This window comes from Nonomuraea sp. NPDC051941 (assembly GCF_044593615.1).
In genome coordinates, this window is the sequence record NZ_JBIUCF010000024.1 from 55,528 (window position 1) to 76,148 (window position 20,621).

Below are 20,621 nucleotides of genomic sequence, written 5' to 3' on the forward strand. Positions count from 1 at the left end.
CTCGGCCATCCGCTACCCGATCTCGCGCAGCCGGTCGTCCAGGTGCCCCAGCACGCTGTCGAGGTCGCCATCCAGGTGGGCCCGCATCTGCTCTGGCGGGACGAGGGGCGCGAACATCCGCACGATCTCCTCCTGGGCCATCGCCGCGGCCTGCTGCACGGTGGCGGTGATGAGGCCGGCCAGCCTGCCGCTGTCCCGCAGGCGGGAGACCCGGGGGTCGAGCTCGAGCCGGATCAGGTCACCGCGGGCGCCCACGGTGGCGGTGACGAGGCCGTCGGGCGAGCTGTGGGTGACCTGCAGGGCTCGGGCGCGTTGGTGCAGTTCCAGGGATTGATCCTGCAGTCGCAAGAAATTGTCACGCAATTGGTTCGCGTATTCATGCAACTGGTCAGCGTTCATTTCTCGCACCATAATGGGGGAAAGTCGGCTCTTAGCCCCATTTCAGGATTCGTCGAAGTGACCCGGCCCGCGCGGTCAGAGGAGCTCGGCCACGGTCTCCGTCCTAAGTACGGGAGACCACCTCGGAGCGCTGAGCGGCCCGCGGCTGGGATAATTGCCGGCATGTGCGAAGCCGGGGGCTTTTGATGCGGTTCGGCGTGTTGGGTCCGGTTGAGGCGCGCCTGCCCGACGGTGGCCCGGTGGCGGTGGGCGGCCCGCAGGTGCGGTCGCTGCTGGCGATGCTGTTGCTGGAGGCCGGTCGCCCGGTGAGCGTCGGGCGGCTGGCCGCCGGCCTGTACGGCGAGGACGCGCCCGCCGACGTGGCGCACGCGCTGCAGTCGCAGGTCTCCCGGCTCCGGCGAGGACTGCGCGACGGGGCGGCCGTGGAGTTCGGACCGGCGGGCTACCGGCTCGCGGTCGACCTCGACGCGGTGGACGCGCACCGGTTCGCCCGGCTGGCCGGGCAGGGCAGGCAGGCGCTGGCCGGCGGGGACCCGGCGGGCGCCGCGATGGTGCTGGGTCAGGCGCTGGACCTGTGGCGCGGGCCGGCGCTCGCCGACGTGCTGGACGCGCCGTTCGCCGAGGCGGCGGCCGCCCGGCTGCTGGAGGAGCGGCTGGCGGCGGTGGAGGACCGGGCCGAGGCCGCGCTGGCGCTGGGCGAGCAGCACGCGGTGGCCGCGGAGCTGACGGAGCTGGTGGACGCGCACCCGTTGCGGGAGCGGGCGCGGGCGCTGCTGATGCGGGCCCTGTACGCCGGTGGCCGGCAGGCGGAGGCGCTCGCCGCGTACGAGCAGGCCCGCCGGTTCCTGGGCGACGAGCTGGGCGTCGATCCGTCCGCCGAGCTGGCCGAGGCGCACCTGGCCATCCTGCGCGCCGAACCCGCGGCCGCCCCCGCGCTCCGGCGGCTGCCGGCCCAGCTCACCAGCTTCGTCGGAAGGGCGGAGGAGCTGCGCGAGCTCGCGGCGCTGCCGGCCGGATCACGGCTGGTCACGCTGACCGGTCCGGGTGGCACCGGCAAGACGCGGCTGGCGGTGGAGGCGAGCGGCCGGGTGCCCGGGGAGGTGTGCTTCGTCGACCTGTCCGCGTTGAGCGACGGGGCGCAGGTGGCGCCCGCCGTGGCCGCCGCGCTGGGCCTGCGCGAGTCGGGACCGCCGGAGGATCGGCTCGTCGCGGCGCTGGCCGACCGGCCGGTGCTGGTGATTCTGGACAACTGCGAGCAGGTCGTCGCGGACGCGGCCGGGCTCGCGCACCGGCTGCTGGCCGCCTGCCCCGCGCTGCGGATCCTGGCCACCAGCCGGGAGGCGCTCGGCATCACCGGTGAGGTCCTCTTCCCGGTCGGGCAGCTGGCCGTGCCCGCACCCGATGCCGCGCTCGCCGAGGCGCTGGCCTACCCGGCGGTGCGGCTGTTCGCCGACCGGGCCGCCGCCGTACGGCACGGGTTCGTCGTGGACGCCGCCACGATCGGCGCGGTGCGGCGGATCTGCGCCGCCCTGGACGGGCTGCCGCTGGCCATCGAACTGGCGGCGGCCCGGCTGCGCTCGTTCACCCTGGACGAGGTGGACGCTCGGCTGGCCGACCGGTTCCGGCTGCTGTCGCGCGGCGAGCGCACCGCGGCGCCCCGGCATCAGACGCTGCGCGCGGTGGTCGACTGGAGCTGGGGGTTGCTCGACCCGGATGAGCAGGCGCTCGCGCGCCGGCTCACCGTGTTCGCGGGCGGCGTCACCCTGGCGGACGTGGAGCGGGTCTGCGGCCTGGACGGGCCGGCCGGGTCCGACGACGTGGCGGCCGTGCTGGCCGGCCTGGTGGACAAGTCGCTCGTCGAGGCACACGACGGCCGCTACCGGATGCTGGAGACGGTGCGCGAGTACTGCGCGGAGCGGCTCGCCGAGACCGGGGAGCGAGAGGAATGTCTGCGGGCGCACGCGGAGTGCTTCACCGCGCTGGCCGAAGCCGCCGACCACCACCTGCGGGGGCCCGGCCAGCTGGATCGGCTCGCGCGGCTGGACGCCGAGCACGGCAACCTGCTGGCCGCACTGGGCTGGGCCGTCACCGCCGACCCGCCGCTGGCCGCGCGGCTGATCGCGGCCCTGTCCTGGTTCTGGTGGCTGCGCGGCCTGCGCGGCGAGGCCGCCCCGCTCGCCGCCCGGCTGCTGGGCGAACACGCTCCCGGTGCGGAGAAAGTCGAGGAGTACGCGTGCTGCGTCGTGACCGCCGCCGCGACCGGCAACTCCACCGACGCCGGCCTGCGCGACCATCTGGACCGCGCCGCCGCCGGCCTCGCCGCGCACGACCGGCCACTGCGACGACCCCACGTCGTGTTCCTGCTCTCGATGGCCGGACGCCTGCTCGACGTCGACCCCGCGCTTCAGCACCGGCTGTTCGACACCGACCCGTGGTCGCAGGCGTTCCTGCGCATGGGCGACGGACTGCGGCTGCTGCTCGGCGGGCGGACCTCCGCCGCCGAGGACGCGCTCACCGCCGCGCTGGCCGGTTTCCGCACGTCGGGCGACCGCTGGGCGATCGCGAACTCGCTGGACAAGCTCGCCGGGATCGCGGCCTGGCGCGGTGAGCGGGCCCGCGCGGTGGCCTGGATGGACGAGGCCATCACGCTCATCGAGGAGCTGGGCCGTACGGAGGACGCCGCGGACCTCCTCACCCGCCGCGCCGACCTGCTGGCCCAGGACGGTGACCTCGCCGCCGCCGGGACCGGCTACGAGCGCGCCGCCGAGGTCGCCCGCGCCGTCGGCGCGCCGGACCTGCTCGCCGACGCCCGCCGTGGCCTCGCCGACCTCGCCCGCCGATCCGGCGAACCCGACCGGGCCCGGCAGCTGTACGAGGCGGCGCTGGCCGGCTGCGGAGGCGCCTCGATCACCGGGAGCCGGATCCGTGCCCGCATCCTCACCGGACTCGGCTGGGCCGCCGCCATGGACGGGGACGCCGCGCAGGCCCGCGCCCACCACCGCGCCGCGCTCGAGACGGCCGTGCGCAGCGGCAACCTGCCCGCCGCCGCGGACGCGGTGGACGGCCTCGCCGGGGCCGCGCTGCTGACCGGTGACGCGGAGCGGGCCGCGACGCTCATCGGCGCAGCGGCGTCCCTGCGCGGGGCGGAGCTGGTCGCCGACCGCGACGTGGACGAGACGGCCGCCGAGGCCGAACGCGCGCTCGGCCCCGGCCGATATGCCGAAGCACGTCACCGGGGCCGCGGGCTGAGCGCCGAGGAGGTGCTCGACCTGGCCGGTGAGTGACGGTGAGCGCTTGGTGAGCGCCCGGCGAGCGGGACCGGCGACGCTGTCGCCATGACACAGCACCTCGTGAACAAGACGGTCCTGATCTCCGGCGCCAGCGTGGCCGGTCCCGCCCTCGCGTACTGGTTGCAGCGGTACGGATTCACCCCAACCGTCGTGGAGCTGGCCCCGGCGCTGCGGGAAGGCGGCTACAAGGTCGACCTGCGCGGCGTGGCGATGGACGTCGTCGACCGGATGGGCCTCACCCCGGCCGTCAAGCGGTACAGCACTCAGATGCGCGGGGGCGCCTGGGTGAACGCGGCCGGCAAGCCGCTCGCCACCCTGGGCCCCGACCTCATCGGCCTGCGGGCCCCCGGCGACGACGAGGTGCTGCGCGGCGACCTGGCCCGCATCATGTACAACGCGACCAAGCAGGGCGTGGAGTACCTGTTCGGCGACAGCATCACCGGCCTCACCCAGGGCCACGACGGCGTCATGGTGACCTTCGCGCGCTCCGCGCCGCGCATGTTCGACCTCGTGATCGGCGCCGACGGGCTGCACTCGAACCTGCGGGCCCAGGTCTTCGGCGAAGAGGCGACGTTCGTGCGCCCGCTCGGCATGCACGCGTGCGTGTTCACCGTGCCCAACCACCTCGGCCTCGACCGCTGGGAGCTGATCTACCCGACCCCGGGCAAGGTCGTGAACCTCTACAGCACCCGGCAGTCCGCCGCCAAGGCCCAGTTCATCTTCCCCACCCCCGCCGTGCTGCCCGACCGCCGCGACGTCGCGGCACAGCAGCGCCTGGTCGCCGAGACCTTCGCCGGCGCCGGTTGGGAGAGCGCCACGCTGCTGGCCGCCATGCCGCACTCCCCCGACTTCTACTTCGACTCCGCCAGCCAGGTCCGGCTGGACCGCTGGTCGGCCGGGCGGATCGCGCTGGTCGGCGACGCCGCGCACAGCCCGTCGCCGCTGTCGGGGCAGGGCACCAGCCTCGCCCTCGTGGGTGCGTACGTGCTGGCCGGCGAGCTGAAGGCCGCCGGGGGCGACCACCGGGTGGCGTTCGCCCGCTACCAGGAGGAGATGAGCGGGTACGTCGACGTGAACCTCAGCCTCGGCGAGAGCAACGCCAAGCAGATGGTGGCCGGCAGCCCCCGCCAGATCCGCATGCAGACCACCATGATGCGGATGGTCAGCCACCTGCCCTGGAAGGACCTGGCCCTGCGGCCGATCCTGAAGCCGCTCAACGCCGCCGCGAACGCCATCACCCTCAAGGACTACTGAGCGGGACTCGGCCCCCGTCAGGAGTGAGCCGCGCCGATCACGAAGCACTCCAGCCGGTGCAGGAGGGCGGCCATCTCGCCCTCGGGCAGGCGGGTCGTGTCGGCGCTCAGTTCCACACCGAGCGTGCCCTTCCAGCGCATCAGGGCCACGCAGAAGTCGCAGCTGCGCCGGTCCATGCCGGGCAGCCATTCCAGCTCGGACTCCCCGTCCCCGCGGTCGGCGCCACCCGAATTCTCGCCGGGGCGCAGGTCGTTGAAGCAGCACAACGGGAACATGGGGACGCCTCGGTCGGCGCTCATCCGGTCGACCATCGCGTGCAGGGCCAGCGAGTCGAAGCGGGCGCGCCGGTAGGACGCGAGAACCGCCGAATACGCGCTAACGAGGGTCTCGGCAAGGCTTCCGCACGGGCCCAGGGTGAACAGTCCCAGCTGATTCAGGCTGGTGACCAGGCCCCGGGTCCGGCTGTTGAAGCGGTTGTGCACGATCGGGGTGATCGCGGACACCTCGTGCCCGGTCAGCTCGCGCAGCAGCATGGCGACCGCCACCAGCAGGACTGTGGCGGTGCTGACGCCGGTGCGGCGGGCGAGCACCTGTGCGGCGTGGTCGAGCCGGGGCGACGACAGCACGGCCCGCGCGAACCTCGGCGTCGCGCCGCTGCCGACCACGGTGGGGAACATGGCGGACGGTACGGTCCGCAGCAGCGCCTCCCACTGGGCGATCGACCGGTCCGAACGGGCCGAGGCCGCCTCCTCCTCCCGTACCAGGTCGAGCAACTGCGACGACGGCGGTCGCGTGATCACTCCGCGGAGCAGCAGCATCCGCAGATCGCGTACCACGACGTCGGCCGCGCGCCAGTCCGCGACGACATGATTCATCACGAGCGCCACCTGGGTGGCGACGCCGTCGCAGACCACGATCCCGGCGCGCAGCGGCTGCTCGCCGTCGCCGAAGGGTCGCCCGGCCAGACGGGCGACAAGTCCGGCCGCGGCATCGTCCACGTCGCCGCGTGCGGCCTCGACCAGCTCGATCGCCAGGGTCCCGGCCGCCGCCACCTCCTGGTACGGCCCGGTCGCGCCGAGCCGTACCACGGATCTCAGGGCGTCGTGCCGACCCATCACCTCGGCCAGAGCGGCCGCCACGGCCCCGGGATGGCGCGGGCCTCCCGCGCTCGGGACGGTCAGCAGCCGGGGCACGTTGAAGTAGCGTGCGTCCGGCCCCACCCCCTGGATAGCCGTCCAGACGTCCCGCTGTCCCCATGCGAGCTCCGCCGTGCCGGAACGGCCGGAGGCGAAGTCCACCGAAAGCCGCATGGCGCTCTCCTTAGTTCCGGACCGCTGCTCCGAGCTCGGACAGCCGCAGGCTCGGGTCGCCGCCCGCGCGCGTCACCACGCGGGCGAACGCCTCCACCAGGCGGTGCGCGGTGGCGGCGTCGAACAGGTCGGTCGAGTACTCCAGCCAGCCGCCGATCCCCTCGGGCCCCCGGTACACGTCGAGGGACACCTCCACCCGGGCCCGGCCCAGGTCGGGCTGCGGACACACCTCCACGGCCAGGTCCCCCAGCTCGGTGCGGAGCAGGTCGCCGGTGGGCAGGTTGTGGGTGAGGTTGAACATCGCCTGGCACAGCGGCGGACGGCTCAGGTCGCGCGGCACCCGAAGCGCGCCGAGGATGCGGTCCAAGGAGGTTCCGGCGTGGGCGAGGGCCTTCATGGTGCTGATCCGGGTACGCCGCAGCAGCTCGCCGAAGGTCGGGTCCCCCGACAGGTCGGCCCGCGCGACGAGCGTGGTGGAGAAGTAGCCGATCAGCGGGGCCAGCTCGGGCCGGTCCCGGCCGGCCACGGGCACGCCCACGCAGAAGTCGTCCTGCGCGGCGGCCGCGCCCAGCGTGACCTGCCACGCGGCGAGCAGGGCCATGAACGGGGTGGCCCGGTGGGCGCGCGCGAGGAGTTCCAGGCGGGTGACGTCCGCGTCCGGCACGGCCACGTCCGCCTTCGCGCCGCGGCCGGTCCAGCGGGCCGGGCGCGGGTGGTCGAGGGGCAGGTCGAGCGGGGGTGCTCCGGTGAGCCGTTCGGTCCAGTAGTCCAGGTGGTCCCGGCCCTCCTCGGCCCGCCGCCGTTCGGCCGCGGCGAAGTCGCGGTACTGCGCGGGCAGCTCGTCCAGCAGGGGCGCACGGCCCTCCCGGTGGGCGCAGTAGCACTCGCCGAGCTCGCGCATGAGCACGTCGAGCGACCAGTGGTCGACCACGATGTGGTGCAGCACAATGCACAGGACGGCGTCGTCGGCGGCCAGGCGCAGCAGGCCCGCCCGCCACGCGGGGGCCGCCGCGAGGTCGAACGGCCGCCCCGCGTAGCCGGCGACCGCCTGTCCGAGGTCGGCGGAGGCGGGATCCAGGCGGTCCAGCCGTACCTCGCCGGGCTCGTCCACGACCTGCGCGGGCAGGTCGCCGTCCAGGACGAAGCGGGTGCGCAGCACCTCGTGCCGGGCGGCGATCGCGGTGAACGCCGCGGCGAGTGCGTTCTCGTCGACGGGGCCGCGCAGCCGCACCGGCCAGGTGATGTGATAGGCGCAGTCGTCAGGATCGAAGCGCTGCAGGAACCACAGCCGCTCCTGCCCGGTGGACAGCGGCCAGGTGCGCTGGTCCCGGCCGCCGAGCAGCGCCCTGCGCAGGGCCGCACGGCGTTCGGGGGGCAGCGTGGCCAGGCGGCGCCGCAGCTTCTCGCGCTCGAGGTCGGGGCTCACGTGGGGGTCACCTCGAAGGTTGGGAACGCTCCCACCGAAGCCTAGGTATCGAGCTCGAGGCAGGTCAAGATCCCCCACCGCGACGCCATGTGACCGGAAGCGGACGGTGGGCGATCAGTACACGTAGCACCGGCCCTTCATTCTCGGCATTTGACAGTCTGGAAAGCTCCCCGTCCGACCATTGCCGCTCCTCACGGTGATCGATAGAATTTGTGGGAGCGCTCCCAAAGCCACCATTCCCTCTCAAGGAGTGCCGATCGTGCCGGAACGCCTGCTGGAAGAGATCACGGAGGACCTGTCCGACGACGACCTCGGGCTGCTCCTGCTGATCAGGCACTTCGAACGCAAGCTGCTCGACCTGTTCGGCCAAGGGCTCGTGCAGGGCACCACCCACACCTGCCTGGGGCAGGAGTACGTGCCGGTCGCGCTGACGCCGCTGCTGGGCGAGCGGGACCACGTCTTCAGCAATCATCGCGGACACGGCCACTACCTGGCACGATTCCGGGATCCGTACGGACTGCTCGCGGAGATCACCGGGCGGGAGGGCGCGGTCTGCGGGGGCGTGGGCGGCAGCCAGCACATCCTGTCCGGCCGCTACCTGTCCACCGGGATCCAGGGCGAGAGCCTGCCGGTCGCCGCGGGCGTGGCGCTGCACCTGCGGGACGCCGAGCCGGGCGCGCTGGCGCTGGCGTACATCGGCGACGGGACGTGGGGCGAGGGCGCCGTGTACGAGGCGCTCAACATGGCCGCGCTCTGGCGGCTGCCGCTGGTCGTGGTGACCGAGAACAACGGGATCGCGCAGACCACGCCGACGTCGGCGCAGCTGGCGGGCACGATCGGGGATCGGGCGCGGGCGTTCGGGTGCCGGTTCCTGCACGTGGACTCGCGGCATCCGCACGAGATCCGGGACGCGCTGCGGCCGCTGTTCGAGCAGAGCAGACAGGGCGCGGGGCCGCTGGTGGTGGAGTTCGCCACGCACCGGATCGGGCCGCACAGCAAGGGCGACGACACCCGCTCCGCCGAGGAGCTCCGGCACGCCCGCGACCACGACTGGTACCCGCGCGAGGGCGGTTCCCCCCGCTTCGCCCGCCTGGACGCGAAGGCGCGCGCGTTCGTCGAGGTGGTGGCCGGTGAGGTGCTCGGGCGGCCGCTGTCGGCGCGGGAGGGCTGAGGCGATGCGGGTCGCGGAGAGCCTCAACCGGGCGCTGCACGAGGTGCTGGCCGAGGATCCGTCCGTGCGGGTGCTCGGCGAGGACGTGCTCGATCCGTACGGCGGGGCGTTCAAGATCACGAAAGGGCTGTCCAGCCGTTTCCCCGGCCGGGTGCTGGCCACCCCGATCAGCGAGAACGGCATCGTCGGCGTGGCCGGCGGCCTGGCCCTCGCGGGCGGCAAGGCCATCGTCGAGATCATGTTCTCCGACTTCGTGGCCCTGGCCTTCGACCAGATCGTGAATTTCGCCAGCAAGTCGGTCTCCATGTACGGCAGGCCGCTGCGGCTGCCGCTGATCGTGCGCTGCCCGTCCGGGGGCGGTCGCGGCTACGGCCCCACGCACAGCCAGAGCCTCCAGAAGCACTTCATCGGCGTCCCTGGTCTCGCGGTGTACGAGGTGTCCCCCTTCGACGACCATCGCGAGCTCTTCGGCGAGATGCTCGCGCGCGGCGAGCCGTGCCTGCTGTTCGAGGACAAGATCCTCTACACCCGGCAGCTCTTCGGCGGCGGGGTCGCGGACGATCTGTTCCAGTACGACGTGCTGCCCGGGGCCGGCGGGGTGGCCAGGGTGTACGTGGACGATCCCGAGCAGGCCGACTGCGTGATCATCGCGCCGGGCGGGCTGGCGCACCGGGCCCTGGCCGCGATGCGCACGCTGCTGCTGGAGCGGGAGATCTCCTGCCTGCTGCTCGTGCCCCGGCGCCTGTACCCCTTCGACGTGGCCCCGCTGTCGCCGCTGCTGGAGCGGGCCGGCGCCGTGGTCGTCGCCGAGGAGAGCACCGCGGGCGGCACCTGGGGGGCCGAGGTGGCGCACCAGGTGCACAGCCGGCTCTGGGGGCGCCTGCGGCGTCCCGTGTCCCTCGTCCACTCGGCGGCAAGCGTGATCCCGGCGGCCGCCCATCTCGAGCGTGACGTGCTGGTGCAGGACACCGCCATCGTCCGCGCCGTACAGGAGCTCCTGCCTTGACCGAGCTGCGCGTGCCCAAGCTCAACAACAACGACACCGAGTACCTGTTGGTCGAGTGGCTGGCCGAGGACGGCGCCGGGGTGGTGAAGGGCGATCCGGTGGTGGTCCTGGAGACCTCCAAGGCGGCCGAGGAGCTGATGGCCGAGGCCGACGGCGTACTGCGGCGGACGGCGGAGACCGGCGCGACCTGCCGGCCCGGGGACGTGATCGCGCACATCTCCGACGGCTCGGCACCCCCGCCGGCGGTCCCCGACCCCGGTGCGGCGGCCGAGGGGCCGATCGTCACCGCGCCCGCCCAGGCGCTGATCGACGAGCACGGCGTGGACCCGGCCCGGATCCGCGCGCTGGGCAAGAAGCTGATCAAGCGAGCCGACGTGCTGGCCCTGCTGGAAACCGGCACACTGGAAACCGGCACAGGCGACGCGCAGCCGCTGCCGGCCGTTCAGCGGGCCGTGGCCGCCGCGGTCACCCGTTCCCACCAGACGATCCCGGCCGCCTTCACCGCCGTGAAGCTGGACGCCGGCCCCGCGATCGCCCAGGCCCGCGCCCTCAGCAAGGAGGCCAGGGCGCTGATCGGGCTGCCGGAACTGCTGGTCTCGGCGGTCGCGGCGCTGCACGGGCAGTTCCCGATGTGCTTCGCCGAGCCGGTGGCAGCCGACCCCTTGGCCGTACGCCCCTCGACGGCGCCGAACGTCGGCGTCACCGTGGACGTCGGCAACGGCCTGTACGTCCCGGTGCTGCGCGACGCCGACCGCCTGTCCGTCAAGGAGATCGCGGAACGGCTCACGGCGTACCGGACGAAGGCGGCACAGGCGGCGTTCCGCGAGGACGACCTGGCGGGCGGGAACATCGTCGTCACCCTGCACACCGACACGGCCGTGCTCCTCGCCGTGCCGATCGTGTTCCCCGGGCAGACGTGCGCGCTGTCGCTGTGCGCGCCACAACACGAGTTCGCCCTCGACTCCGCCGGGAACGTCGTGAAACGCACCACGGTCACCCTCGGGCTCGCGTTCGATCACCGCCTCGTCAACGGGCGCGAGGCGGCGATGTTCCTGAACGCCATCCGGAAGACGATCACTCCCTGAGCCCGGACGGCCCGGTCAGGGCGCGCCGCGCGTCCTCCTCGCTCATCGCGTCGATCTCCGCGATCAGCAGGTCCTCGACGGCCTCGGCGAGCTCGGCCACGGTGCCGCAGCCGAACACCACCCGGATCGGCACCTCCACCTCCAGCATCGCCCGCAGCCGCGCCGCGACCCGGGTGGTCATCAGCGAGTGCCCGCCCAGCTCCAGCAGGTCGTCCAGCACGCCGACCCGTTCGAGGCCGAGCACCTCGGCCCAGATCTCGGCGACCAGCGCCTCGCTGTCGGTGCGCGGCGCCGTGTAGTCCGTCCCGGTGACCCGGTCCGGCTCGGGCAGCGCGGCCCGGTCGAGCTTGCCCCGGGAGGTGAGCGGCAGCTCCGCCAGCCGTGACCACCGGGTCGGCACGAAGCCCCTCGGCAGCCGGCCCGCGGCGTGCGCGCGCAGCTCGGCCGGGGCGGCGGGGCCGGTGAAGTACGCCACCAGGTCCTCGCCGCGCGCGGCCACGGCCACCTGCCCGGCGCCGGGGTGCTCGCGCAGGGCGGCCTCCACGTCGCCGGGCTCGATGCGCACGCCGCGCACCTTGACCTGGTCGTCCAGGCGGCCTAGGAACTCCAGCTGCCCGTCCGAGCGCCACCGCGCCCAGTCACCGGTGCGCAGGCGCCGGGCCCCGGGCTCGCCGTACGGGTCGGGCTCGAAGGCGGCGGCGGTGCGGCGAGGCAGCCCGGCATATCCGCGGGCCACCCCCGCCCCGCCGATCGCCAGCTCGCCCGCCGCGCCCGGCGGCACCGGCTCCCCCCGGGCGTCCAGCACCCGCACCGACGTGGCCGACAGCGGCCGGCCGATCGGCGGGCGCCCGCCGGGGTCGGTCCCGTCCAGCTCGGCCCACGTGGCGATGACCGTGGCCTCAGTCGGGCCGTACGTGTTGACCAGCCGGGCCCCGGGCCCCTCACGATGCCGCAGCGCCTGCCATCGGGTGATGGCCGCCCCGTCGGCCTGCTCGCCGCCGAGGATCACCAGCCGCAGCGCGGGCGGCCAGGCCACCTCCGAGGGTGACTCGACGAGCCGGTGCCAGTACGCGGTCGGCAGGTCCAGCACGGTGATCCGGTGCCCGTCCGGCCCGGCCAGCAGGTCGGGCAGGCTCGCGGGGCCGTCCGGCAGCGGCATCACCGTCGCCCCGGACGCGAGCGCCGGGAAGATCTCCTCGACGTGGGTGTCGAAGCTCAGCGACGCGAACTGCACCACGTGATCCCCGGGCCCCAGGCCGTACTCCCGCCGCATCCACCCGACCCTGGCCGCCACCGAACGATGCTCGACGAGCACCGCCTTGGGCAGCCCGGCGGACCCCGAGGTCGTCATCACGTAGGCGATTCCCTTCATCGGCCCCTTGGCCGCGCTCCCCTCGGCCACGGCGCGCACCCGGTCCTCGCCGATCAGCCAGGCGGCGCCCGCGGCGGCCATGGCGTCGGCGTGCCGGGCGGGCGGGTCGGCGGGGTCCAGCGGCAGGTACGCGGCGCCCGCCCGCCACACCCCCAGCAACGCCGCGATCACCTCGGCGGACGGGGCCAGCCGCACGGTCACCACGTCGCCCTCCCGGACGCCGCTCTCCCGCAGGGTGCCGGCGAGCGCGCCGGCCTGGTCCCAGAGGGCCGCGTACGAGACCACCTGATCGCCGCAGCGCACGGCCACGGCCTCCGGCATCCGGCGCACCACGTCCGCCACCAGCTCCAGCACCCCGTCCGCGACCGGCTCGGCGGGACCGTCGGCCAGCTCGGCCATCGCCTTCTCGTCCCGCTCGGTCCACGCGGGCAGCCGCGAGATCGGCGTGTCCGGCCTGGCCACGGCCCCGGCCAGCAGCGTCAGGTAGCGCTCGGCGATCGTCGCCACCTCGCCGGCCTCGAACACCGCGCCGTCGTAGCCGAAGCAGATCGCCAGCTCCTCCCCCGCCGGCCAGACCTCCACCAGCAGGTCCACCACGATCTGCTCGTGGCGTCCCTCGAAGTCCGACACCCGGACCCCGCCGTACGCCCGGTCCTGCCCGGCGGCGTAGTCCTGCAGGATGAACACGGTCGGCAGCAGCGTCTCGACGCCGCGCGCCAGCCGCTCCAGCAGCGGCGCGGGCCGGCCCATCGCGTCCAGCACCACCCCTTTGACCCGCCCGAGCAGCTCGGCGAACGTCGGATCGCCCGCCAGGTCGCCGCGCAGCGGCAGGGTCTGGGTGAGGTAGCCGACCATCCGCTCCAGCTCGACCCGATCCCGCCCGGCGACCACGGTGCCGACCACCAGGTCGTGCTGCCCGCTGTGCCGGAACAGCAGCGCCTGGTAGGCCGCCATGAGCACCATGAACGGGGTCGCCCGGTGGGCCACGGCCAGCCGCTCCACCTCCGCGAGGTGCCGCGCGCCCAGCCGTACCCAGTGATGGCCACCCTCCCGGACGGCCGCGCGCGCTCCCGGACGGGCGAAGGGCAGCTCGGTGACCGGCGGCGCGGCCAGCGCCTCGGTCCAGTACGGCATGGCCTTGTCCGCCCTGCGCCGCTGCCAGCGGGCGTAGTCGCTGGACTGGATGCGCACGTCGGGCAGGCGGGCGGGGCGGCCCTCCACGGCGGCGGCGTAGTGCTCGCCCAGGTCGTCGAGCATGATCTCCAGGGAGTGCCCGTCGGCCAGGATGTGGTGCAGCGTCAGGCACAGCACGTGATCGTCCGGGGCGACCTCGATGACGGCGACCCGCAGCGGGACGCCCGCGGCCAGGTCGAAGGCGGCGTTGGTGCGCTCGGCGACCAGCGCGCCCACCTGCTCCCCCGCCGCCGTCAGCCACTCGATCGGCGGCGCCCAGCCGGCCGGCCCGGCCACCGCCCAGGGCATGCCGTCCTCCTCGGCGAAGGCGGTGCGCAGGCTCTCGTGCCTGGCCACGAGCGCGCCGACGGCGGCGGTGAACGCGTCGCGGTCGAGGGGGCCGCGCAGGCGCCGTACCAGGTACATCGTGTACGAGGCGTCGCCGGGCTCCAGCCGCTGGAGCATCCAGAGCCGTTCCTGCGCGGGCGACAGCGGCGCCCTCATGACCCGGCCGCCAGGTCGTCGAACAGCCCCTGGAGCTCCTCGGCGCTCAGGCCGTCGAGCTGGTCGCGCAGCGCGGCGACGTCGGCCAGGCTGAGCTCGGCGTCGTCCAGGTCGTCGAGCCGGGCGGCGAACCCGGCGATCGTCGGACGCTCGAACAGCACGACGATCGGCACCTCGAGGCCGTACCTGGCCTGGACCCTGGCGATGATCTGCGTGGCGGCCAGGGAGTGGCCGCCGAGCTCGAAGAAGTCGTCGTCGGCGCCGATGGGCTCGGTGGCGCCGAGCACCCCCGCCCAGATCTCGGCGAGGTCGGACTCGACCCCGGCGGCCGGGGCGCGGAAGGCGGCGGTGCCGGGGCGCGTCCAGGACGGGGTGGGCAGGGCGGCGCGGTCGAGCTTGCCGTTGGGGGTGAGCGGCAGGGACGTCAGGGTCGTGTGCCGGACCGGGATCATGTAGTCGGGGAGCGAGGCGCGCAGCCGTTCGCGCAGCGCGGCCCAGTCCACGGCCTGCGCCCGCGGGACGAGATAGGCCACCAGCCGCCCGTCGCGGACGGCGGCCGCGGCGTCCTTAACCTCGGCGGCCGATCGCAGGGCGGCCTCGATCTCGCCCAGTTCGATGCGGAATCCGTGGACCTTGACCTGCTGGTCGGCGCGACCGAGGTACTCCAGCCGGCCGTCGGGCGTCATCCTGGCCAGGTCGCCGGTGGCGTACATGCGGGCGCCGGGGACGCCGGCGTACGGGTCGGGCAGGAAACGCGCGGCCGTCTGGCCGGGCAGCCCGTGGTATCCCCGGGCGACCCCCGCGCCGCCGATGTGCAGCTCGCCGGCCTCCCCGTCGGCGACCGGCGTCCCGTTCCCGTCCAGCAGGTGGAGCGAGGTCCGCCCGATGGGCGAGCCGAGATCCACGGCCTCGGGTCCCGGCCGCACCCGGCCGGCCGTGGACCACACGGTGGTCTCGGTGGGGCCGTACACGTTCCACAGCTCGGCGCCGTCGGCCGACAGCGCGTCCGCGAGATCGCGGGGCAGCGCCTCGCCGCCGCACAACCGGGTCCTGATCGTCGCGGGGACCCCGCCGGACTCCAGCAGGATCCGCCAGCCCGCCGGCGTCGCCTGCATGATCGTGACCCCCTCGGCGACGGCCCGTTCGCGCAGCGCCCACCCGTCGGAGACCTCCCCGGCGGCCGCGATCACCACCCGGCCGCCCGTGAACAGGGGCAGCAGCAGCTCCAGGACCGAGATGTCGAACGACAGCGTCGTGACGGCCAGCCACCGGTCCTCCGGCCCGATCGGCAGCAGCTCGGCGAACGACTCCAGCAGGTTCGCCACGGCCCGGTGCGGCACCGCCACCCCCTTCGGGCGGCCGGTGGAGCCCGAGGTGAACATCAGGTACGCCAGCCGGTCCCCATCGGCCGCGACCCCGCCGGACGGGGCGGGAGCGCCGGTCAGCGGCCTACCCCCGGGCGAGAGCGTGACGACGGCGGGAACGCCGTCCAGCAGCGCGGGATCGACGCCCGCCTGGGTCAGCACCAGGCCGATGCCGGCGTCCTGGCGCATCATGCGCAGCCGTCCGGCGGGGAAGGCCGGATCCAGCGGCACGTACGCACCGCCCGCCGTCCACACGGCGAGGATCGCCACGAGCATCCCGGTGGTCCGCTCCATGCACAGCCCCACGGGCGTCTCGGGGCCGACGCCGTGCCCGCGCAGCACGGCGGCCAGGTCCTCGACGCGCCGGTGCAGCTCCCGGTAGGTCACCTGGCCGTCGGAGCCGGTCACGGCCACCGCGTCGGGCGCCTTGTCCAGCCACCGCCATATCGTGCCCACCGTCCCGTTCGCGGCACTGCGCGGGGGCGGCGTCGTGTCGTCACTCAACGTCGGTATCGCCTTTCAGTTTCGCAGGCTGAGCGGGCGCATGTCCGTCCAGACGGTCTCGATGTGGGCCAGGCACTCCTCCTGGGTGCCCGCGAACCCCGCGTCGGACCAGCCGGGCGGCAGTTCGCGATCCGCGGCCCAGACGGAGTACTGCTCCTCGTGGTTGACGACCACGCGCATCTCGGCACTCACGTGTTCTCCTCGCTGACCAGTAGCGTCTCGACCTCGCGCAGCGTCGCCTCGATCGCCTCCCGGGGCAGGAGGGCGGTGTCGGCGAGCAGGTCCAGCCGGCAGGTGTGGGTGGCGGGCCCGGCGGTGCAGAACACCTCGGCGTCCACCTCCGGCCAGGCCCCCACCGGGAAGATCCGGCCGGGGGTCGCGGGCGGGTTCGGCGGCAGGTTGGGCCAGCCCCCGGCGACCCGTACGTCGTTGAAGTAGGCGGTGGGCGGCGGCCCGGTCTCCTCGATCAGCGCCCGCTGGCCGGCCGGGTCGTAGCGGGCGTGCCGGTACGCCGCCAGCACCCCCCGGTGGGCGGCCCGCACCACCTCGGCGAGCGGCTGGCCCGGGGCCACGTCCAGGACGAAGATCCCGTCCTGGACGAGGGTGGCCACCATGGGCGCCAGCCGGGGATCGTGCCGGTTGCCCACGATGAGCTGCAGCGCGACCGTGCCGCGGCCGGTCAGCCGGGACAGCAGCGTCGCGTACGCCCCGAGCAGCACGCTGCTGGTGCTCACCCCCCAGCGCGCGGCCAGCCCGGTGGCCGCCGCGCCGAGCGCCGCCGACTCCATGCCGAGCTTGACGAACCTGGGCTCCTCGGGCCTGCCCGGCGGCGTGGCGAACAGCGGGCGCGGCATCCGTTCCAGCGCCGCCCGCCAGTACCTGAGCGCCCGCTCGCCGCGCGCCGTGCCTTCGGGCGAGCGTTCCTCGGCGGCCAGGTCGAGCGGCTGCGGGACGTCCTGGGGCAGCGGCTCCCCGGACAGCAGCCGCGGCCACTCGCCGGCGATGACGTCGAGCGCCCGCCCGTCGACCGCCATGTGCGTGAACGCGAACGCCACCGCGCGCGGCCTGCCGCCGTCCATGACGACGGCGCAGCGCACCGGCAGCTCGTCGGCGTAGTCGAAGCCCTTGGCCGCGAGCTCGGCGGCGATCTCCCCGGCCAGCACCCTGGGCCGGGAGCCGGCGGCGTCGACCAGCTCGACCGTCAACCGCCCCTGCCCCGCGACCCGCTGCACCATATCGGCCTGCTCCGGGCCGGGGAGCCAGTTCGTCCGCAGGCTCTCATGCCGTCCGAGCAGCCGCGTGAGGGCGGCGAGTACGGCCGGCAGGTCGGGCTTGCCGTGCACCGGCAGGGCCCACGGCATGTTGAAGTACGGGTCGCCAGGGGGCAGCCACTCGGTGAGCCGCCAGATCGCCCGCTGGCCCCAGGTGAGCGACCCCTGGCCGGACCTGGCGCCGGTGAACTCGACCGTCACGGGTCCGATCACGGGGCCGATCATGACGGGCGGCCCGCGAACCGGGACAGGTGGTCGACCAGCCCGTCGAGCGTGTCGAGGCTGCCGTCGAATTCGATGTCGAAGCCGAACGCCTCCTCGATCGCGTCGATCAGCCGGATGTAGCCCAGCGAGGTGAGGCCGAGCGCCGTCAGCGAGCAGTCGGCCGCCAGCACCTCCGCCGCGGTGAGCTCGCCGTCGCTGGCCTGGGCCACCAGCGCGGCCACACGCTCCCTCAACATGCCTGCTCCCGCAGGCGGGCGACCTCCGCCGCGATGCTCGTCGCGGTGGCGTCGTCGATGAACACCTCGAAGGAGAGCTCCACGCCGTACCGCTCCCGGGCCCTGGCCATGATCTGGGTGATCGTGAGGGAATGGCCGCCGAGATCGAACAGGTCGTCGTCGGGTTCCACGTCGTCCAGTTCGAGCTCCTTGGCGAAGATGGCCTGGATCTCCCGTACGAGCTCAGCGGCCACCGGCCCGCCCGCTCCCGTGTCGGCAGTGATCACGGACGCCGCCGGCACGGGGGCGGGCAGCGGCAGCCGGTCCAGCGGCGCGTCCGGGTCCGCGGCGACCGCCGCCAGCAGCGCGGCGAAATCCTCCCGGATCCGCTCGGCCCCCGCCGGGTCGAGGAGCGCCGGGTTGTACTGCAGCCGCGCCGCCGTGCCCGCCGGGTCGTCGACGATCTGCAGGTGGAGGGTGTTGCGCACCCAGCCGTTGAACATCATCCACTCCACCGACGCGCCCAGCCCGGGGAACAGCGGGCCCGTCTCGGGCCGCCGTCGGTAGCTGAGCGACACGGGGGTGAGCGCGGCGCGCGGGCCGATCCCGTCCACGGCCCTGGCCAGCGGAACCTCGCGGTGCCGGTACAACCGCCGCAGCTCGACCCGCAGGCTCCGCGCGAACTCGCCGAACGTGCCCGCCTCCGGCGCCCCGATCACGGGCAGCTCGTTGACGAAGGCGCCCACGTGGTCCCGGCTCCGCTCGGTCCGCGTGGACAGATCCACGCCGACCGCGGGCCGCGCGTTGCCGTACGCGCGCAGCAGCGCGACGAACGCGGCCAGCACCGCCTCGAAACGGGTGACCTCGAGCCGCCCGGCGAGCCCGCCGAGGTCTTCGACGACGAAGTCGAGGGCGCCGCCGGGCGCCGCGGCCACGGACACGCCGGTCAGGCCGGGCAGGTGCAGCTCCCGCTGGTCCTGCCACCGGTCCTGCCAGTAGCGCTGCGCGTCCGGCAGCGCGTCCGCCAGCCTGACCTGCTGCTGGACCGTGACCTCCGGGTGCGTCAGCACCAGCGGCGCCGGCGCCGCGCCCCCGTACCAGGAGGCCAGGTCCCGCAGCAGGATGTCCTTGGACTCCCCGTCGAACACCGCGTGATGGGCCTGGAACAGCAGCACGTGCCGCTTGGCGTCCTCCCGGATCAGCGTGAACCGCGCCGCGGGGCCCTCCCCCGGATCGACCGGCCCGGCCAGCTCCTCCTCAAGGTCGCCGCCTTCGCGCATCGGCGGCACCCCGTGGGGGACCACCCGCAGCTCACCGCCGTCCTCGGCGAGCACGCCGCCCAGCACGGGATGCCTGCGCGCCACCTCCTCACACGCCTCCCCCAGGGCCATCACGTCGAGCGGCCCGTCCAGCCACACGGCCAGCGGCATGTGAAAGGCCCGCCCGGCGACCCCGGCCCGCTCGGTGAGCCACATCCCCTGCTGCGCAGGGGAGGCCGGCCACGATCCGGTCATCTCCCGCCTTCTTTCTCCACAGCGCCTGTTTCCATAGAGCCTGTTTCCAGCACGGAGTCCGCCTGCTTCAGCAGATCGCGCAGGCCGGACTTGACGACCTTGCCCGAGTGGTTCCGGGGCAGGTGGTCCACGAAGATCACTCGTGTCGGCAGTTCGTGCGCGGCCAGCCGGGTCATGAGAAAGGCCCGCAGCTCCGTCACGCGCGGCGCCCGCGAACGGGGCACGACGGCCGCGGCCAGCACGGTGCCCAGCACGGGGTGCGGCACGCCGGTGACCGCCGCCTCGGCCACGTCCGGGTGTTCGTGCAGCGCCGCCTCCACCTGCACGGTCGACACCTTGTACGCCCCGGACTTGACGACGTCGCTCTCCCGGTCGACGAGATACAGGTAGCCGTCCGCGTCGAGGTAGCCCAGATCGCCCATCCGCACCCACCCGTCGCGGAAGGTGTGCGCGCTGGCCTGCCGGTCCCGGTAGTACGAGCGCGCGGCGGCGGGAGAGCGCAGCCAGATCTCCCCCGTCTCCCCGGCCGCCGGCGGCGTGCCGTCGGGGCCGGTGATCCTCAGCCCGCTGCCGAGCGCCGGCCGGCCCAGGGCGGCGGGCCGCGACGGGTCGTAGATCATGACGGTCTGGGCGGGCGCCGCCTCGGTCGAGGTGTAGTAGTTCGTCACGGTCGCCTTGGGGAACGCCGCCGCCAGCCGCGCGCACAGCGCCGCCGGCAGCGCCGAGGCCGCCGACCCGAGCAGGACCACGCCGGAGAAGTCGTGCCGCTCGTGCAGCCCGGCGTTGAGCAGCTCCAGGGCCATGGCCGGCACCAGGAACACCGTCCCCACCCGCCGCGACTCGATCAGCCTGGCGAACCTGCCCGGGGTGAACCGCGCCAGGGTCAGCACCGAGGGCCGCGCGTCCAGCGCGTTGATCAGCATGGCCTGGCCGGCGTTGGTGCCGATCGGAAAGGCGTGCAGCAGCAGCCGCGAATGCCCGAACCTGCGGCGATTGGCCCGGGTGGCGCTGCCGTAGGTGAGGTTGGCGTGGGTGGCCGCCACCGCCTTGGGCCTGCCCGTGGTGCCGGAGGTGTAGAGGATCTGCGCCAGATCCGCCGGCCCCGGCGGCTCGGGTTCGCGCGAGCCGGGCTCCAGCTCGGCCGGCACGGCGCTCCAGTACCCGCCGTCCGGCGGCGCGGCCGGCCCCTTGCCGGCGTGCAGCACGCCGGTCGCCGAGCAGTGCTCCAGCATGTACGCCACCTCGGCCGGCGCGAACCGGTCGGAGATCGGCACGGCCACCCCGCCGGCCAGCTGTACGGCGCAGTAGGCCACGGCGAAGCCGGTCCAGTTCTCGGCCCCGAACAGCAGCCCCACCCGATCGCCCCGCCGCATCCCGCGCCGGACCAGCCCGCGCGCCAGCGAGTCCACTTGCGCGTGCCAGTCCGCGAAGGTCAGCGTGCCGCCCCCGGCGACCTCCAGCGCGACCCGCTCGGGCTCCTCCGCGGCCCGCCTGGCGAGCAGCTCCGGAACGATCATGACTCCCCTCCCGTACACCGC

The 20,621-nt window shown here is 74.4% G+C and carries 15 protein-coding genes; 5 read left to right on the forward strand and 10 right to left on the reverse strand.

The genetic code is table 11. The features are described 5' to 3' along the window. Window positions 1-12: 12 nt before the first annotated feature. Window positions 13-399, reverse strand: coding sequence for a YbaB/EbfC family nucleoid-associated protein (locus ACIHFD_RS35090; protein WP_364257937.1), 387 nt, complete (start codon window positions 397-399; stop codon window positions 13-15). A gap of 197 nt (window positions 400-596) precedes the next feature. On the opposite strand from ACIHFD_RS35090, the gene ACIHFD_RS35095 reads away from it, so the two are divergent. Both ACIHFD_RS35095 and ACIHFD_RS35100 read left to right on the forward strand, forming a co-directional pair. Next, a complete protein-coding gene (locus tag ACIHFD_RS35095) occupies window positions 597-3,683 on the forward strand; it encodes a BTAD domain-containing putative transcriptional regulator (protein ID WP_397370601.1) in 3,087 nt (1,028 codons plus the stop codon). A 51-nt stretch (window positions 3,684-3,734) separates the two neighbouring features. Next, window positions 3,735-4,943 carry an FAD-dependent monooxygenase gene (locus tag ACIHFD_RS35100; protein ID WP_397370602.1) on the forward strand — a complete coding sequence of 403 codons (1,209 nt, stop codon included), beginning with the start codon at window positions 3,735-3,737 and terminating at the stop codon, window positions 4,941-4,943. A gap of 17 nt (window positions 4,944-4,960) precedes the next feature. Here the strand turns inward: ACIHFD_RS35100 and ACIHFD_RS35105 are convergent, their stop codons facing one another. Then, the gene (locus ACIHFD_RS35105) at window positions 4,961-6,253 is read right to left on the reverse strand and encodes a condensation domain-containing protein (RefSeq protein ID WP_397370603.1); all 1,293 of its coding nucleotides are present in this window, start codon (window positions 6,251-6,253) and stop codon (window positions 4,961-4,963) included. A gap of 10 nt (window positions 6,254-6,263) precedes the next feature. Continuing rightward, entirely contained in the window at window positions 6,264-7,679 is a 1,416-nt protein-coding gene (locus ACIHFD_RS35110; protein WP_397370604.1) for a condensation domain-containing protein, read from the reverse strand. A gap of 259 nt (window positions 7,680-7,938) precedes the next feature. On the opposite strand from ACIHFD_RS35110, the gene ACIHFD_RS35115 reads away from it, so the two are divergent. From ACIHFD_RS35115 to ACIHFD_RS35125, 3 genes are read left to right on the forward strand one after another with little or no spacing between them, the layout of a single operon-like run. Next, a complete protein-coding gene (locus tag ACIHFD_RS35115) occupies window positions 7,939-8,850 on the forward strand; it encodes a thiamine pyrophosphate-dependent dehydrogenase E1 component subunit alpha (RefSeq protein WP_397370605.1) in 912 nt (303 codons plus the stop codon). Between the two features lie 4 nt (window positions 8,851-8,854). After that, the gene (locus ACIHFD_RS35120; RefSeq protein ID WP_355199833.1) at window positions 8,855-9,856 is read left to right on the forward strand and encodes a transketolase C-terminal domain-containing protein; all 1,002 of its coding nucleotides are present in this window, start codon (window positions 8,855-8,857) and stop codon (window positions 9,854-9,856) included. Further along, window positions 9,853-10,941, forward strand: coding sequence for a 2-oxo acid dehydrogenase subunit E2 (locus tag ACIHFD_RS35125; protein ID WP_397370606.1), 1,089 nt, complete (start codon window positions 9,853-9,855; stop codon window positions 10,939-10,941). The genes ACIHFD_RS35120 and ACIHFD_RS35125 overlap by 4 nt, the downstream gene beginning before the upstream one ends. Here ACIHFD_RS35125 and ACIHFD_RS35130 read toward each other — a convergent pair. From ACIHFD_RS35130 to ACIHFD_RS35160, 7 genes are read right to left on the reverse strand one after another with little or no spacing between them, the layout of a single operon-like run. Continuing rightward, on the reverse strand, window positions 10,931-13,990 hold the full coding sequence (locus tag ACIHFD_RS35130) for an amino acid adenylation domain-containing protein (RefSeq protein ID WP_397370607.1): 3,060 nt from the start codon (window positions 13,988-13,990) through the stop codon (window positions 10,931-10,933). The genes ACIHFD_RS35125 and ACIHFD_RS35130 overlap by 11 nt on opposite strands. Further along, window positions 13,987-15,858, reverse strand: coding sequence for an amino acid adenylation domain-containing protein (locus ACIHFD_RS35135; protein ID WP_397370608.1), 1,872 nt, complete (start codon window positions 15,856-15,858; stop codon window positions 13,987-13,989). Before ACIHFD_RS35135 ends, ACIHFD_RS35130 begins: the two co-directional genes overlap by 4 nt. Window positions 15,859-15,873: 15 nt before the next feature. Further along, window positions 15,874-16,038, reverse strand: a complete 165-nt coding sequence (locus ACIHFD_RS35140) for an MbtH family NRPS accessory protein (protein ID WP_364258045.1) — start codon at window positions 16,036-16,038, stop codon at window positions 15,874-15,876. A gap of 8 nt (window positions 16,039-16,046) precedes the next feature. Beyond that, window positions 16,047-17,342, reverse strand: coding sequence for a condensation domain-containing protein (locus tag ACIHFD_RS35145; RefSeq protein ID WP_397370609.1), 1,296 nt, complete (start codon window positions 17,340-17,342; stop codon window positions 16,047-16,049). 8 nt (window positions 17,343-17,350) lie between these two features. Next, window positions 17,351-17,590, reverse strand: a complete 240-nt coding sequence (locus ACIHFD_RS35150) for a phosphopantetheine-binding protein (protein ID WP_350735567.1) — start codon at window positions 17,588-17,590, stop codon at window positions 17,351-17,353. Continuing rightward, window positions 17,584-19,083, reverse strand: coding sequence for a condensation domain-containing protein (locus ACIHFD_RS35155; protein ID WP_397370610.1), 1,500 nt, complete (start codon window positions 19,081-19,083; stop codon window positions 17,584-17,586). Before ACIHFD_RS35155 ends, ACIHFD_RS35150 begins: the two co-directional genes overlap by 7 nt. Then, a complete protein-coding gene (locus ACIHFD_RS35160; RefSeq protein ID WP_397370611.1) occupies window positions 19,080-20,600 on the reverse strand; it encodes an AMP-binding protein in 1,521 nt (506 codons plus the stop codon). The genes ACIHFD_RS35155 and ACIHFD_RS35160 overlap by 4 nt, the downstream gene beginning before the upstream one ends. Window positions 20,601-20,621: the final 21 nt, after the last annotated feature.

Coding starts and splice junctions, on each gene's coding strand:
- ACIHFD_RS35090 (WP_364257937.1), bottom strand. CDS start 399: ATGAACGCTGACCAGTTGCATGAATACGCGAACCAATTGCGTGACAAT.
- ACIHFD_RS35100 (WP_397370602.1), top strand. CDS start 3,735: ATGACACAGCACCTCGTGAACAAGACGGTCCTGATCTCCGGCGCCAGC.
- ACIHFD_RS35105 (WP_397370603.1), bottom strand. CDS start 6,253: ATGCGGCTTTCGGTGGACTTCGCCTCCGGCCGTTCCGGCACGGCGGAG.
- ACIHFD_RS35120 (WP_355199833.1), top strand. CDS start 8,855: ATGCGGGTCGCGGAGAGCCTCAACCGGGCGCTGCACGAGGTGCTGGCC.
- ACIHFD_RS35130 (WP_397370607.1), bottom strand. CDS start 13,990: ATGAGGGCGCCGCTGTCGCCCGCGCAGGAACGGCTCTGGATGCTCCAG.
- ACIHFD_RS35140 (WP_364258045.1), bottom strand. CDS start 16,038: ATGCGCGTGGTCGTCAACCACGAGGAGCAGTACTCCGTCTGGGCCGCG.
- ACIHFD_RS35150 (WP_350735567.1), bottom strand. CDS start 17,590: ATGTTGAGGGAGCGTGTGGCCGCGCTGGTGGCCCAGGCCAGCGACGGC.
- ACIHFD_RS35155 (WP_397370610.1), bottom strand. CDS start 19,083: ATGACCGGATCGTGGCCGGCCTCCCCTGCGCAGCAGGGGATGTGGCTC.
- ACIHFD_RS35160 (WP_397370611.1), bottom strand. CDS start 20,600: ATGATCGTTCCGGAGCTGCTCGCCAGGCGGGCCGCGGAGGAGCCCGAG.